14 protein-coding genes are annotated in these 13,446 nt (G+C 71.8%); 8 read left to right on the forward strand and 6 right to left on the reverse strand.

From position 1 onward, the window contains the following. Positions 1-69 precede the first annotated feature (69 nt). The 3 genes from aztC to aztB are packed head-to-tail and all read right to left on the reverse strand — an operon-like array spanning position 70 to position 3,161. Positions 70-1,047 carry a zinc ABC transporter substrate-binding protein AztC gene (aztC, locus tag QNO09_RS04260; RefSeq protein WP_283968669.1) on the reverse strand — a complete coding sequence of 326 codons (978 nt, stop codon included), beginning with the start codon at positions 1,045-1,047 and terminating at the stop codon, positions 70-72. Then, a complete protein-coding gene (locus QNO09_RS04265; protein ID WP_283968670.1) occupies positions 1,044-2,279 on the reverse strand; it encodes a hypothetical protein in 1,236 nt (411 codons plus the stop codon). Before QNO09_RS04265 ends, aztC begins: the two co-directional genes overlap by 4 nt. A gap of 21 nt (positions 2,280-2,300) precedes the next feature. Beyond that, positions 2,301-3,161 (reverse strand): zinc ABC transporter permease AztB, encoded by an 861-nt coding sequence (gene aztB / locus QNO09_RS04270; protein WP_283968671.1) that lies wholly within the window; start codon positions 3,159-3,161, stop codon positions 2,301-2,303. 15 nt (positions 3,162-3,176) lie between these two features. Here aztB and aztA point away from each other — a divergent pair, with 15 nt between their 5' ends. The 7 genes from aztA (at position 3,177) to argB (ending at position 9,549) form a co-directional block, all read left to right on the forward strand. After that, entirely contained in the window at positions 3,177-3,920 is a 744-nt protein-coding gene (aztA, locus tag QNO09_RS04275) for a zinc ABC transporter ATP-binding protein AztA (RefSeq protein WP_283968672.1), read from the forward strand. 506 nt (positions 3,921-4,426) lie between these two features. Next, positions 4,427-4,729 carry a hypothetical protein gene (locus QNO09_RS04280; RefSeq protein WP_283968673.1) on the forward strand — a complete coding sequence of 101 codons (303 nt, stop codon included), beginning with the start codon at positions 4,427-4,429 and terminating at the stop codon, positions 4,727-4,729. A 61-nt stretch (positions 4,730-4,790) separates the two neighbouring features. After that, positions 4,791-5,105 (forward strand): ArsR/SmtB family transcription factor, encoded by a 315-nt coding sequence (locus QNO09_RS04285; protein ID WP_283968674.1) that lies wholly within the window; start codon positions 4,791-4,793, stop codon positions 5,103-5,105. Between the two features lie 578 nt (positions 5,106-5,683). After that, the gene (locus QNO09_RS04290) at positions 5,684-6,619 is read left to right on the forward strand and encodes a metal ABC transporter solute-binding protein, Zn/Mn family (RefSeq protein ID WP_283968675.1); all 936 of its coding nucleotides are present in this window, start codon (positions 5,684-5,686) and stop codon (positions 6,617-6,619) included. Between the two features lie 11 nt (positions 6,620-6,630). Beyond that, complete coding sequence (locus QNO09_RS04295; protein WP_283968676.1) at positions 6,631-7,509, forward strand: metal ABC transporter ATP-binding protein; 879 nt, start codon at positions 6,631-6,633, stop codon at positions 7,507-7,509. Then, entirely contained in the window at positions 7,506-8,414 is a 909-nt protein-coding gene (locus tag QNO09_RS04300; RefSeq protein WP_283968677.1) for a metal ABC transporter permease, read from the forward strand. Before QNO09_RS04295 ends, QNO09_RS04300 begins: the two co-directional genes overlap by 4 nt. Before the next feature lie 220 nt (positions 8,415-8,634). Then, positions 8,635-9,549 (forward strand): acetylglutamate kinase, encoded by a 915-nt coding sequence (argB, locus tag QNO09_RS04305; RefSeq protein ID WP_502962239.1) that lies wholly within the window; start codon positions 8,635-8,637, stop codon positions 9,547-9,549. On the opposite strand, the gene QNO09_RS04310 is transcribed toward argB, so the two are convergent. Genes QNO09_RS04310 through QNO09_RS04320 form a run of 3 tightly spaced genes read right to left on the reverse strand, consistent with a single transcriptional unit; the run spans position 9,536 to position 11,882 of the window. Then, positions 9,536-10,057 (reverse strand): GNAT family N-acetyltransferase, encoded by a 522-nt coding sequence (locus QNO09_RS04310; RefSeq protein ID WP_502962240.1) that lies wholly within the window; start codon positions 10,055-10,057, stop codon positions 9,536-9,538. The genes argB and QNO09_RS04310 overlap by 14 nt on opposite strands. Positions 10,058-10,086: 29 nt before the next feature. Next, on the reverse strand, positions 10,087-11,661 hold the full coding sequence (locus tag QNO09_RS04315) for an amidohydrolase (RefSeq protein ID WP_283968678.1): 1,575 nt from the start codon (positions 11,659-11,661) through the stop codon (positions 10,087-10,089). A gap of 8 nt (positions 11,662-11,669) precedes the next feature. Then, positions 11,670-11,882 (reverse strand): MbtH family protein, encoded by a 213-nt coding sequence (locus tag QNO09_RS04320; RefSeq protein ID WP_283968679.1) that lies wholly within the window; start codon positions 11,880-11,882, stop codon positions 11,670-11,672. Positions 11,883-11,975: 93 nt separating this feature from the next. Here QNO09_RS04320 and QNO09_RS04325 point away from each other — a divergent pair, with 93 nt between their 5' ends. Continuing rightward, complete coding sequence (locus tag QNO09_RS04325; RefSeq protein ID WP_283968680.1) at positions 11,976-13,085, forward strand: alpha/beta hydrolase-fold protein; 1,110 nt, start codon at positions 11,976-11,978, stop codon at positions 13,083-13,085. The last annotated feature ends 361 nt before the right edge of the window (positions 13,086-13,446 follow it).

Raw genomic sequence — 13,446 nt, forward strand, 5'->3', positions numbered from 1 at the left:
GCCGCTCGGTGGCGGCAGTGACGTGGAGCTGATGGCTCGTCAGCCGGTCGTGACAGGGGGCCCGGAGGATCAGTCGCCGGTCAGGCCGTCGACCAGGGCGGTGGTGTTGGCGCGCATCATCCGCAGATAGGTGTCGGCGCCCTCACCCTCGGCGGTCAGCGACTCGGAGTAGAGCTCGACGACCTGGACCCGGCCGCCCAACTCCGCACGCAGCACCTCGGCGAGCCGTCGGGGCTGGGAGGAGTCGGCGAAGACGGTGTGTACGTCCGCCCGTTCCATCGCCTCGGTGAGGGAGCGGAGATCCGAGGAGCTGGGCGAGGCCAGCGTGGTGCCGCTCGGGATGACCGCGCCGATCACCCGGAAGCCGAAGCGGTCGGCGAGGTATCCGAAGACGTGATGGTTGGTGACCAGGGCCCGCTTGCCCTCGGGAACGCGGTCGAAGGACTTCTCCATCCAGGCGGTCAGGCCGGTGAGTTCTTCGGCGTAGCGGTCGGCGTTGGCGCGTATCGTGCCGGCGTCCACGCCGTCGACGTGCTCGATGACCTGATGGGCTATCAGTCCGGTGGCCTTGCGCACCCGGTCGGGGTCGGTCCAGAAGTGCGGGTCGGGGCGCCCATCCTCACTGCGGGGACCGCCGTCGTCGGCCGCGTGGAAGGTGAGCGGGTCGGCCGCCTCGCCGGCCGCGAAGGTGGCGACACCGGACTCGCGGGCGGCCTCCACATGCCGGAGTACGTTCTCCTCCAGCCCCAGACCGTTGTAGACGACCAGGTCGGCCCGTTCCAGTTCGGCGGCCTGCACCGCCGACAGGCCGAAGGAGTGCGGGTCGGCGTTGGGCTTCATCAGAACGGTGACGTCGGCCTGGTCACCGACGATCTCCCGGGTGACGTCGCCGAGGATGTTGGTCGTGACGACGATGCCGGGCCGGTCGCCGTCGGTGGTGCACGCCGTCGCGGTCGCGGCGGCGACGAGGGCGAGCAGGCCCACGATCAGACTGCGCAGCCGCGCGATCCCCACCCTCGCGCGCTGCCTCGCCTCGGTCCGGCTCATCGTCCGGTCTCCGCCATGAGAACCGGCTTGACGTCCAGGTCGAAGGAGCGCGCGATGCGCAGGCCGTCGTTGTAGTCGATTTCGAACACCTTCTTGCCTTCGGGGTCGTTGACGTAGGCGCGGCTGCGGTCCACCTCGATCACGGGGGCGTTGCCGTCGGCGCCTGCCCTCTTCCCCCCGGTCAGCAACGGCTTGGTCCGCGCGGTCCGCTTTCCGGTGGCGATGTCGTAGCCGTGCAGCGAGCCGTCGGATTCCAGGACGAGCAGCGGGGAGCCCTCTCCGGCTGTGTTGGCGGCGACGACCGGACCGGTGTCGACCCGGGTCCAGGTCCGCTCGGTGACGTCGAGGACCCATACGGCGTCGCTTCCGGCCGGGGCGGTGAGGGTGTCGCTGCCGGGCCGCTGGCGGAAGGAGGTGGCCCGCTCCCGCGCCGGGACGTCCTTTCCGTAGGGAACCTCCTCGACGGTGAAGGCGCCGTCCTCGGTCCGGACGAGCAGGGCACCACCGGCGCAGCCCAGGATCACGCCCCGCCGGGTGACGGCGTCTCCCCGGGGCTGCTCGCACTCCACGTCCGGGGCGGCGACGCGTTCGCCCTTGCGGTCGAGGACGACGAGCTCGGTGGTGCCGCCCTTGTCGGAGAAGGCGAGCAGGTGTTCCTCGTACGGCACGACAGCGCCGGTGTAGGTGCCCGGCAGCGTCCGGGGGGACGCGATCCTGCCCTTCTCCAGCTTGCCGCGGTCGTAGAGGAGGGTGCGACCGCCCTCGTCGGTCACCGCGGTCACGGCGGCATCGCCGCGTACCTGCGCGCGGCTGCGCGCGGGAAGTTCGCCCACGTCGCGTACCGCCGCGCTGTAGTAGTGGACATGGTCCCCGTGGTCCACCATCCAGGCGCCGCTGTCGAGCACATGGATACCGCCGGACGCGTGGAGGTAGCCGAACCTGCCGTCCGTTCCGATCCGGACGGCGCCTTTCACCTGAGCGGTGGTGTGCACCTTGCCGGTGATGAGGTCGAGAACCCTGGTGCTGCCGCTGCCGGGGTCGTTCAGCAGGAGCCGGGACTGCTGCTCGGCGGCCTCCTGCGCCCCCTCGACGTACCCGTGCGGAGTGGCGGAGGGGGAACTCGCCGCAGAGCGGGAGCCGTCGGCCTTGTCCGCCGCGCAGCCCGTGCCGAGCAGCGCGGCGAGTGTCAGTGCGGCCGAAGCCCAGGGAGTGACGTTTCTGCTGACCGTCATGACGATCGCCTCTGGCTTCTTTCAGTTGACTTCGAGTACGGGAGCGGCGGCGGGGGCATGGCGCGCACGGCGTTGAAGCAGCCCGGACACCGCGTGGGAGAGGAAGAACAGGCTCACCGCGAGGGCCGCGACGGTCGCGCCGGCGGCGGTGCTCAGATGCCAGGACAGCAGCAGGCCGCCGAATGTGGCGGTGGCTCCGAGGACGGCGGCGAGGGCCATGACCCCGCGCACGCTGCGGGCCCAGGGCAGCGCGGCCGCCGGCGGTGCGATGAGCAGTCCGAGGACGAGCAGCGTTCCCACGATGTGGAACGAGGCGACGATCGCCAGCCCGAGCAGGCCGAGCAGAACCGCGTGGGCCAGACGCGGCCGCAGCCCCAGGGTCTGGGCCTTACGCGCGTCGAACGTCAGGGCCAGGAAGGCTCGGTGGCCGAGGATCGACACCACCAGCGCCGCGAGCAACGCCGTCGCGAGCACGAGGAGGTCCTGCTGCCGGACGGCGAGGACGTCACCGAAGAGGAAGCCGGTCAGGTCGACCGCGAAGGACTGCGAGCGCGAGACGATGATCACACCGAGCGAGAGCATGCCGACGAAGAGCAGTCCGATGCCGGTGTCCTGGGACAGCCTCGGTGTACGGCCCAGCGCGGTGACGCCGGCCGTCATGACGGCGGCGCTGACCACCGCGCCCACCATCAGGTTCCCGCCGAACAGCGCGGCCAGCGCGACACCCGGCAGCAGCCCGTGCGACATGGCGTCCCCCAGGAAGGCCATCCCCCTGAGGACCACCCAGGTGCCCGCCAGCGCACAGATCGCGGAGACGAGAACGCCGCCCCACAGGGCCCGCTGCACGAAGGTCACCTCGAAGGGGGCCGTCAACCATTCCATGGCCGCGACATTACAATGAAAATCATGTTCAACAAACCGCCCCTCTCACCCGCCCCGCCCCGAGAGCGGACCGCTCACACCCGCTTCCGCGGGCTGTGCGCCGGCTATCCAGGGCGCCCAGTGCTCCATCAAGTCAGCGCGGACATACCCGCGTTGGCCACGACAGTGCTCGTCGGCGCGAACGGCAGCGGCAAGTCGACCCTGCTCGGCGTGCTCGCCGGTGTGATCAAGCCGACATCCGGCGATCTCCACCACGACGGAGACCGGCCGCCCGCCTTCGTGCCGCAGCGCGGAGCCGTCGGCGACACCCTGCCGCTCACCGTCCGGCAGACCGTGGAGATGGGGCGCTGGGTCGAGCGCGGCCCGTGGCGCCGGCTGACCCGCCAGGACCACACGACCGTGGACGCCGCGCTCGACCGGCTCGGTATCCGGGACCTCGCCTCCCGTCAACTGGGCGAGCTGTCGGGTGGGCAGCGCCAACGCGCGCTCATCGCGCAGGGGTTGGCGCAGGCATCGGACCTGCTGCTCCTCGACGAGCCGACCACAGGCCTGGACCCGGAGGCGCGGGAGCGCATCGGGGCGCTGCTGACCGACCTCGTCGCGGACGGGGTGACGGTCGTCCAGGCCACGCACGACCTGGAGGCCGCGCGCACGGCGGACGCATGCCTCCTGCTCCAGGACGGACGTCTCGCCGGACAGGGGCATCCGGACCAGGTCCTCACCACGTCGGCGCTGGCCCGCGTCTGGCAACCCCTCTGAGACGCGGCGGCGCACACCACCACTTCGACGAGGCCGGGATCGCCGGCCGACACCCGGGGCCGAGACTCCTCATGGCCCGCTGCGGGCACGCCGGGCCATGAGGAGACTCCCGCCCGGCCCCCACCGGGACGCTCTCTGGATCAAGGGCTGCCGCATCCACCGTGTCGGCCGGTGGGTTCGAGGTCCCAGCCGGGTTCTCCGGCTCCCACCCGCCCGGCTCCGCCTTCTTCAACCGTCGGACGGTCTCGCCACCCCCGTGCGCCCGGAGTGCCGTGAAGGCCAGGTGGTCCGCCGTGGACGTCGCCTGTGCGGCGCGCCCCCGCACCAGCGCGGCGCCTTCCGCGCACGGTGCACCCGCCCGGCCGGACGATCCGCACCAAGGAACGCGCGCCCCGTCACCCAACACATACGTACATCGCTATATGTTAATGTCGCTATGCACGGTCGGCGGAACCCATGTCTCGGCCGAGCAGGAACGCGACCCACCGCACGATCAGGAGCACGAGATGACCAGCGCCACCGAGCACCGCACGCACGACGACCACACCCACACCCACGGCGAGGGCTGCGGGCATGTCGCCATCCCGCACGGCGACCACACCGACTTCGCGCACGACGGTCACCTCCACCGGAACCACGACGGCCACGTCGACGAGTGTGCGAGCACCGGCCACGCCCCCCACGAGGGTCACGACCACCAGCACAGCGAGAGCTGCGGGCATGTGGCCATCCCCCACGAGGACCACGTCGACTACGTGCACGACGGCCACCGTCACGCGGCGCACGAGGGACACTGGGACGATCACTGAGTCGGCTTGCGGGGCGGCGCCAAGGAAACCGGCAATCATTGCCACTTGCTAATGTGCGCATATGACGACCACTCCTCCAGCGACCCCTTCCGAGGAACCGATGCGGGCCCTCTTGGCGGCCAGTGACCTCCTGAAGGCGCTGGCCTCCCCCGTCCGCCTCGGCATCGTGCGCGAACTCTCGGACGGCGAGAAGTACGTCCACGAACTGGTCGCCGCCCTCGGAGTGAGTCAGCCTCTGGTGTCGCAGCACCTGAGGGTGCTGCGCACCTCGCGCATCGTGACCGCACACCGTCAGGCACGGGAGATCCGGTACGGCCTCACCGACGACCACGTCGCGCACATCGTGCTGGACGCCATCCGGCACGCACAGGAGTAGCCCGGCCTGTCCCTGATCCGGCACCCCTGCGATGCGGCCAACGCGGGCTTCCTGTCGACCCCGGGAGTTCGGGCCTCGGTCGAGACGGGCCACTTGCCGCGGGCCGGGCCCCCGCGCACAGCCGGGCGGGCAGTGCGCCGTCGTCCGCGTTCCGGCCCTCGGCCCGGCGCCGACCATCTCCGCGCCGGCCTCGGTGACGAGCGGACCCAGGCGTATGACATCCCGGCGGGCTTTCGGCCCGGTGTGCACGGCTGGTCGGCCCCGTACAGCCCATGACCTCGGCGGCGGCAGCGCAGGATCGCCCCCAGGCAGCCGGTGGAGACCATGACCTGCCGGAGAGAGCCCCGGACGGTGCGCCGCCCGAGGGGCCTGATCGGCCAGGGCCTGAGGCACCCGCCCCTGCCGCACAGGCAGCCGCCACGTCAAGCCTTGGCAATGATTTTCACATCGATCAGATTCAGCCATGGTCCTGACATTCGTTTCCATCTAGCGTGGGTAAGTAACCGGCTTCGACCGACTGATCCGATCTCGCCTGATCTGTCGGGAAAACTCCCTTTACCACCCGCCCTGGAGGACCCATGCGCACGCCCCCGCCCCGCCGTCACCTGGCGCTGATGACCGGGGCCTCCCTGGCGCTGCTGGCGGGCTGTGGCAGTTCGGATTCCGCAGCCGACGGGACTTCCACGTCGGACTCGAGCGGTTCGTCCAAGGTCACGGTGGTGGCCTCGACGAACGTCTACGGCGACATCGTCGAGCAGATAGGCGGCGAGCATGTCGACGTCACCTCGATCATCAGCAACCCCGACCAGGACCCGCACTCCTACGAGGCCGACACCCAGAACCAGCTGGCCCTGTCCAAGGCGAAGGTCGTCGTCGAGAACGGCGGAGGCTACGACGACTTCGTCGACAGGATGCTGAAGAGCAGCGACTCCTCCGCCGAGGTGATCAACGCCGTCAAGGTCTCCGGCAGGACCGCGCCCGAGGGCGGCGATCTCAACGAGCACATCTGGTACGACTTGCCCAGCGTCGCCAAGATCTCAGACAGCATCGCCACCGCCCTGGGCAAAGCGGACCCGGACCACGCCGCGACCTTCACGAAGAACGCCGAGACCTTCAAGTCGAAACTCACTCCGCTGGAGTCGAAGGAAGCGCAGATCAAGAAGGAGCACGGCGGCGAGGGCATCGGCATCACCGAGCCGGTGCCGCTGTACCTGACCGAGGCGAGCGGCCTGGTCGACAGGACGCCCGAGGAGTTCAGCGAGGCGATCGAGGAAGGCGACGACGTCTCCCCGAAGGTCTTGCAGGAGACCCTGGCCCTGTACAGCGGCAAGCAGGTCGAGGCGCTGGTCTACAACGCGCAGACCTCCGGCCCGCAGACGGAGAAGGTCGAGAGCGCGGCCAAGGCGGCCGGCATCCCCGTCGTTCCCGTGACCGAGACCCTGCCCAAGGGCGAGAACTACCTCGGCTGGATGACGGCCAATGTCGACGCGCTCGCGAGCGCGCTGACCAAGTGAGGCGACCGGGCATGCCCTCCCTGCCCCAGGCCCACCGGAGCGACACCGACACCGGTGTCGCCGACGGCTCCCCGGTACTCGCTCTGCGCGGCGCCGCCGTGTCCTACGGCGAGCGGGTGGTCTGGCACGGCCTCGATCTGGAGGTGCGGCCCGGCGAGTTCCTGGCCGTCCTCGGGCCGAACGGGTCGGGCAAGACCACCCTCGTCAGGACCCTGCTGGGCCGGCAGCAGCTGTCCGCAGGAACGCTGACCGTCCTCGGCCGGCCCGGGCGCGAGGCAGGCCGGCACATCGGCTACGTCCCCCAGCAGGCGGACGTGTCCGCCCACGCGCTGCTGCGCGCCCGCGACCTCGTGCGTTTCGGGATCGACGGGCACCGCTTCGGACCGCGGTTGCGCACCGCCGGCGTCCGTCGACGGGTGGACGAGATCCTGGAGGCGGTCGGGGCCTCGGCGTACGCCGACGTCCCCCTCGGCATGCTGTCCGGGGGCGAGCGGCAGCGGGTACGCATCGGGCAGGCCCTGGCGACCGACCCGCGCATCCTGCTGTGCGACGAGCCGCTGCTCTCCCTCGACCTCCACCACCAGCGGGCCGTCACCGAATTCGTGGACGCCCGGCGCCGCTCCCACGGCACCGCGGTGGTCTTCGTGACCCACGAGATCAACCCGGTGCTGGGGCTGGTGGACCGGGTGCTGTACCTGGCACGCGGCGGCCATCGGGTGGGAACGCCGGAGGAGGTGCTGACCTCCGAGTCGCTGTCCCGGCTGTACGGCACCCACGTCGACGTCGTCCGGGTGCACGGCCGGATCGTGGTCGTCGGAGCCCCCGACGAGCCGGCCCCGCCCCATCATCCCGCCCCCGAGACCCACCGGACCGACGGAGCGCGCCCATGACGTTCGCCGACGGGATCTGGCAGCAGATCTTCAGCTTCGACAACTACACCGAACTGCTGGTGCTGGTCCGCAACTCCCTCGTCGCCGGCGCCGCGCTCGGTCTGATCGGCGGCCTGGCCGGGGTCTTCGTCATCATGCGGGACCTGCCCTTCGCGGTGCACGGCATCAGCGAGCTGTCGTTCGCGGGCGCGTCGGCCGCGCTGCTGATGGGGGTCAACATCGTGGCGGGCTCCATCGTCGGCTCACTGGTCGCGGCCGGAGCGATCGGCGTGCTCGGAGCGCGCGCCCGGGACCGCAACTCCGCGATCGGCATCCTCATGCCCTTCGGCCTCGGCCTCGGGGTGCTCTTCCTCGCCCTGTACAAAGGCCGGGCGGCCAACAAGTTCGGCCTCCTCACGGGCCAGATCGTCGCCGTCGACACCCCGCAGATGACCTGGCTGCTGGGCACCTCCGCCCTCGTCCTGGTCACCCTGGCGATCATCTGGCGCCCGCTGGCCTTCGCCAGCGCCGACCCGGACGTCGCCGAGGCCCGCGGCGTGCCGGTACGGCGACTGTCCTTCGCCTTCATGCTCGTCCTCGGACTCACGGTCGCCCTGTCCGTACAGGTCGTCGGCGCCCTGCTGGTCCTCACCCTCGTCGTCACCCCCGCCGCGGCAGCCGCCCGCATCACCGCGTCACCCGTCCTCCTGCCGCTGCTCAGCGTGGCCTTCGCCGTGGTCTCGATCGAGGGGGGCATCCTGCTCGCCCTCGGCAGCTCCCTCCCCATCAGCCCCTACGTCACGACGGTCTCCTTCGCCATCTACGTCGTCTGCAGGTGGGCGGGCAAGCGCCGGACGCGACGCCGGGGAACAGGCGCAACGCCTCCTCACCTCGCGTGGGCCTCAGCGGAAAAGGTGCCTCACTGAGGGACACAGGCGCACCATCGAGCATCGGCGTAGCCGTACGGCTCCTCGTGAACGGCCGGCCTGGGTGTCCGCGGTATGGGCTCAGGGGCGCCCCGAGGAGTTCCTCCCCCTGGAGGACCTCGGGCGGGCGCCCACCGGCCATGCCAACTTCCGCTGCTCCACGCCCTCTTGACCAATAGGCCTTTCGATTCAGGTTAGGCTTGGCTAAGTACCATCTCCCATGTCGGTGAGGAAACGGAGTGACCGCGTGACCGTGACACCCGACCGAGCAGGGGATCCGTCCGTCCAGGCCCTTCCCTGGCCCGAGGAGCTGCGGGGCGGTGTGGTCGTCGTGAAGTTCGGCGGCAACGCCATGGTGGACGCGAGTCTGCAACGCACCTTCGCGCAGGACGTCGTGGAGTTGTGGCACGCGGGTCTGCGGCCGGTCGTCGTGCACGGCGGCGGGCCGCAGATCAGCGCGATGCTCGACCGGCTCGGACTGGAGACCCGGTTCGAGGCCGGTCTGCGGGTGACCACCCCGGAGACCATGGACGTGGTGCGCATGGTGCTGACGGGTCGCGTGCAGCGGGAGCTGGTCGGGCACATCAACGCCCACGGGCCTTTCGCGGTGGGCCTGACCGGTGAGGACGCGCACACGATGACGGCCGTACGGCGGCCGGCCCGAGTCGACGGCCGGGCGGTGGACCTCGGTCTCGTCGGCGATGTCGTGGACGTGAATCCGGCCATGGTGCGCGCGCTGCTGGAGCAGGGGCACATCCCGGTCGTCTCCCCCGTGGCGCGCGGCGCGGACGGGCAGGTCTACAACGTCAACGCCGATCTCGCGGCGGCGGCCCTCGCCGTGGCGCTCGGCGCCGAGCGGCTGGTGATGCTCACCGACGTCGAGGGGCTGTACGCGGACTGGCCGCACAGCACCGAGGTGATCGGGCGTCTGACGGCCCGTGCGCTGGACGAGCTGCTGCCCGGGCTGGCGAGCGGGATGCGGCCGAAGATGGAGGGCTGTCTGCGGGCCGTCCGCGGCGGGGTCCGCGGAGCGCACGTGGTGGACGGGCGGGTACCGCACGCGGTGCTGCGCAGCGTGCTCACCGGGGCGGGCCCGGGCACCACCGTGGTCCCCGACCAGGTCACCACCTCCTGACCAGCACGTGCGCGTTGCGCCGCGGGTCCAGGGATGTGGCCCAGGAGCGCGGCGCCTGACGGGCCGTCGTCTGCGTGAAGCCATAGCGCAGGAACAGTCCGGCGCTCCCGGTGGTCGCCGTGTACAGGACGCCGAGCGACCGGGCGTGCGCCGTGGCGAGCACCGCGCGTAACAGTCCGGCCCCCGCTCCGCTGCCCTGCCGGTGCGCGGCCACACAGAAGTTGTAGACGACGCCCGCGCGTGCGTCGGCCTCCCCCGGGTCCCCGGGGTACGCGCGCAGGCCCACGCAGCCGTCCAGGGTGCCTTCGGAGGCCTCCAGCACCAGGAAGTCGGCCGCGTGGGCGGCATAGAGGGAGACGGGGCGTTCGCGCAGCGCGCCCGAGCGGACGAAGGGCCGGGACAGGGCGGCGAGGGCGGGAGCCTCGTCCGGGCGGGCGGTGCGCACGGAGGGTGTCAGCGCCGGAAGAGCGAGGGGCGGCGCGGCAGGGCGCGGCGTGGCCGTGGTCAAGGGGTTCCTTCCTCGGTCCGAACCGGGAATCAGGCGCGCGGGCGGATCGGGAGGCCGTCGACGTAGGTCCGCGCCACCTCGATGTCGCCGATGCGCGAGGGGTCGACGCGCCGGGGGTCGTCGCCGAGGACGACCAGGTCGGCGCGTTTGCCCGGGGTGAGGCTGCCCAGGCGGTCCTCCCAGTGGCAGGCGCGGGCGCCGGCGACGGTGTAGGCGTGCAGGGCCTGGTCGACGGTGACGGCCTCGTCCGGGCCGATCAACAGCCCGGAAGCGGAAACGCGTTCGACCATGAACTGGACGGCGCGCAGGGGCGATCCGTCGGCGACGGGGCGGTCGGAGCTGCCCACCAGCGGGATGCCGTGGTCCAGGAACGCCTTTCCCCGGTACATCCAGGGCGCCCGTTCCTCACCCATGATCGAGGCGTAGTCGTCGCCGAAACAGCGCAGGAAGGTGGGCTGGACGACGGCGGTGACCCCGAGTCGCGCGAAGCGCGGAAGCTGGTCGGGCCGGATCAGCCCCGCGTGTTCGATGCGGTGGCGGGCCTCGGGGCGGGGTCGCAGGCGCTGGGCGCGCTCGATCGCGTCGAGGGCGATGTCGGCCGCGCGGTCGCCGATCGCGTGCACCGCGAGCTGCCAGCCGGCGAGGTGGCCGTCCACGATGACGTCGGTGAGCACGTCCGGGTCGTCCTGCAACTGCCCGGCGTGGTCGAGCCCTTCGTACGGGCGGGTCAGCGCGGCCGTGCGGGCCATCATGCCGCCGTCGGTGTAGATCTTCAGCGCGCCGACGGAGAGCCGGTCGTCGCCGAAGCCGGTGCGCAGGCCGAGGTCGAGGGCGCTCGGGAAGCCGTCGGACTCGTGGGTGTCGACCGGGCGCAGCCGGTCCGCGGAGACCATGAGCTGTACGCGCAGCGGCAGCAGCCCCTTGTCCCGGGCGAGTTGGTAGGCGCCGAGTTCGACGGGGCTGTGGCCGAAGAGGGCGCCGCCGATGCCCGCTTCGGCGCAGGCGGTGACCCCCTCGGCCAGGCAGGTGCGGGCCGCGCGGCCGATCGCCTCGGCCAGGTCCTCCTGGGAGTACGGCAGACGCAGGGCGCGGGCGGCGCCCATGGCCTGCTCGGCGAGGAAGCCGTTCTCGTGCGGGATGCCGTCGGGGAGCAGGTCCAGGACGGCGGTGTTGACGACGCAGCCGTGCCCGGAGTCGTGCAGCAGGTAGAGCTTGCGTCCGTCGCTGACCCGGTCGAGGTCCGCGGCGGTCAGATGGCGGCCAAGGGCCCGCTGGTCGTACCCGGCGATGCTCACCCAGTCGCCGGGTGCGCGGGTGCGGGCGACGGCCTCGGCCACGACCGAGAGCACGTCGTCGATGCGGGTGCGGCCCGCGATGCTCGGGGTGTTCTGCTTGAACCCGGTCCAGGCGAGGTGGACATGTGCGTCGATGAACCCCGGCAGCACCGTGGCGCCCTGCAGGTCGACGGTCTCCCGCGCGGGCAGGGACGTCACGGCGTCGTCGAGACCCACGATCCGGCCCTGCCAGATGCCCAGGTCATGGGCGACCGGGTGGTCCGGCTCCATGGTGAGGAAGCGGGCGTTGGTCAGCCTGGTGCACAGCATCGGCAGGATCAGGCGTCCTGGGCCGCGGCGAGGGACCGGGGGCGCAGGTCCGTCCAGTGGGTCTCGACGTACTCCAGGCACGCCTCGCGGGTGTTCTCGGCGAAGGCGATCGTCCAGCCCCCGGGCACCTCGGCGAAGGACGGCCAGAGGGAGTGCTGGCCCTCGTCGTTCACCAGGACCAGGAAACGGCCTTCGCTGTCGTCGAAGGGGTTGGTGCTCATGCGCGGTGCCTCCTCGGAGGGTCAAGATTAGGTTAGGCTCGCCTAATTGACGGAGCTTAGCCTTTGCCCCTTCCCTCTCACAAGGAGACGTTCATGCGCTTGGCCGCGGCCGACAGGGAGGACGCCTTCGCCGAGTTCGGGCTGCCGGGCGCGCCCGGCAGTGACGCGTTCTGGGCCGCCGCCGCGGGCGCACCCGTGGCGGTGCCGGACGGCGCCGACGGCTGGGTGACCCTGTTCCTGTGGCGCGGGTCCGAGCCGGTGACCGTCGAGTTCGAGAGCTGGTCGGAACCGGTTGCCCTGCGGCGCTGGAAGGACACGGACTGCTGGTACGCCGAGGTGCGCATGCCCGCGCGGCTGCGGGTGACGTATCGGTTCCTGGTGGCGGACGCGTCGTACGCCGACCCGCTCAACCCCGCCGGGGCAGGCGGTGACCGGTCCATCGCCGCGACGCCGGACGCGCCGGAGCAGCCCCACTGGCCCCTGCTGGGGGCGGATGCGGTGCTGCCCGTGCCACGGGCGCGGATCCGCTGGGCGAGTGCGCGGCTGGGTGGGCGGCGGACCGTGCGGGTCCATCCGGCGGGGGGCGGAGGGCCGGTGGTGCTGCTGCTCGACGGGGACGACTGGCTGTATCTGCATCCGGCCATGACGGCGTTCGACTCGGCGGTGGAAGCGGGGGATCTGCCGCCGGTCACTCTCGTCTTTCTGCCCGCCAAGGACCGGGCGACGGAGTTCACGTGCCGGCCGGAGCTGTGGGAGGCGGTGCGGGACGAACTGCTGCCGCTGGTGGCGGAGTCGGGCGTCCACGCCGATCCGGAGCGGCTGGTGGTCGCCGGGCAGAGTCTCGGAGGACTGAGCGCGGTGTACGCGGCACTGGAGTTTCCCGAGTTGGTGTCGCGGGTCGCCTGTCAGTCCGGGTCGTTCTGGTGGACGCCGGAAGCCCCGGGGTGGGCCGATCCGCTGGGCGGGCCGGTCGGTGGCGCGGTCGCCGAGCGGCTGCGGGAGGGGGCCGAACTGTCGGGGCTGCGGGTGGCGTTCGACGTCGGCGGGCACGAGGACCGGATGCTGCCCCACTGTGAGGTGACCGAGAGCTTGGTGGAACGCGCCGGGGCGACCGTGCGGGTTTCCCGGTCCGCGTCGGGGCATGACCGGGCCGGGTGGCGTCATGCCCTGCTCAGGGACGTCGGCTGGGCCCTCGGTGAGTAGTCGCCTGCCGGCCGGTGGGGGCCGGTCGCGCCCACGCGGCGGAGCCGCACATCGGCTCAGCCCCGCGCCCCTGAGGGCATGTCCCCCGAGCCCCTGGGCAGTTCACCGTGCGACAGCTTTCCCCCTCTGCGTCGGGGCCATGACCCGGCCGGTGGGGGCCGGTCACGCCCACGCGGCGGAGCCGCGCATCGGCTCAGCCCCGCGCCCCTGAGGGCATGTCCCCCGAGCCCCCTTGCAGCTCACCGGACGACAGCTTTCCCCCTCTGCGTCGGGGCCATGACCCGGCCGGTGGGGGCCGGTCACGCCCACGCGGCGGAGCCGCGCATCGGCTCAGCCCCGCGCCCCTGAGGGCATGTCCCCC

Origin of the sequence: Streptomyces sp. 378, assembly GCF_030124145.1 — a bacterium.
Classification (GTDB): Bacteria; Actinomycetota; Actinomycetes; order Streptomycetales; family Streptomycetaceae; genus Streptomyces.

Bases quoted from the DNA above. Each gene is read 5' to 3' on its own strand.
- aztC (WP_283968669.1), bottom strand. From the start codon at position 1,047: ATGAGCCGGACCGAGGCGAGGCAGCGCGCGAGGGTGGGGATCGCGCGG.
- QNO09_RS04265 (WP_283968670.1), bottom strand. From the start codon at position 2,279: ATGACGGTCAGCAGAAACGTCACTCCCTGGGCTTCGGCCGCACTGACA.
- aztB (WP_283968671.1), bottom strand. From the start codon at position 3,161: ATGGAATGGTTGACGGCCCCCTTCGAGGTGACCTTCGTGCAGCGGGCC.
- aztA (WP_283968672.1), top strand. From the start codon at position 3,177: ATGAAAATCATGTTCAACAAACCGCCCCTCTCACCCGCCCCGCCCCGA.
- QNO09_RS04280 (WP_283968673.1), top strand. From the start codon at position 4,427: ATGACCAGCGCCACCGAGCACCGCACGCACGACGACCACACCCACACC.
- QNO09_RS04285 (WP_283968674.1), top strand. From the start codon at position 4,791: ATGACGACCACTCCTCCAGCGACCCCTTCCGAGGAACCGATGCGGGCC.
- QNO09_RS04290 (WP_283968675.1), top strand. From the start codon at position 5,684: ATGCGCACGCCCCCGCCCCGCCGTCACCTGGCGCTGATGACCGGGGCC.
- QNO09_RS04295 (WP_283968676.1), top strand. From the start codon at position 6,631: ATGCCCTCCCTGCCCCAGGCCCACCGGAGCGACACCGACACCGGTGTC.
- QNO09_RS04300 (WP_283968677.1), top strand. From the start codon at position 7,506: ATGACGTTCGCCGACGGGATCTGGCAGCAGATCTTCAGCTTCGACAAC.
- argB (WP_502962239.1), top strand. From the start codon at position 8,635: ATGTCGGTGAGGAAACGGAGTGACCGCGTGACCGTGACACCCGACCGA.
- QNO09_RS04315 (WP_283968678.1), bottom strand. From the start codon at position 11,661: ATGCTGTGCACCAGGCTGACCAACGCCCGCTTCCTCACCATGGAGCCG.
- QNO09_RS04320 (WP_283968679.1), bottom strand. From the start codon at position 11,882: ATGAGCACCAACCCCTTCGACGACAGCGAAGGCCGTTTCCTGGTCCTG.
- QNO09_RS04325 (WP_283968680.1), top strand. From the start codon at position 11,976: ATGCGCTTGGCCGCGGCCGACAGGGAGGACGCCTTCGCCGAGTTCGGG.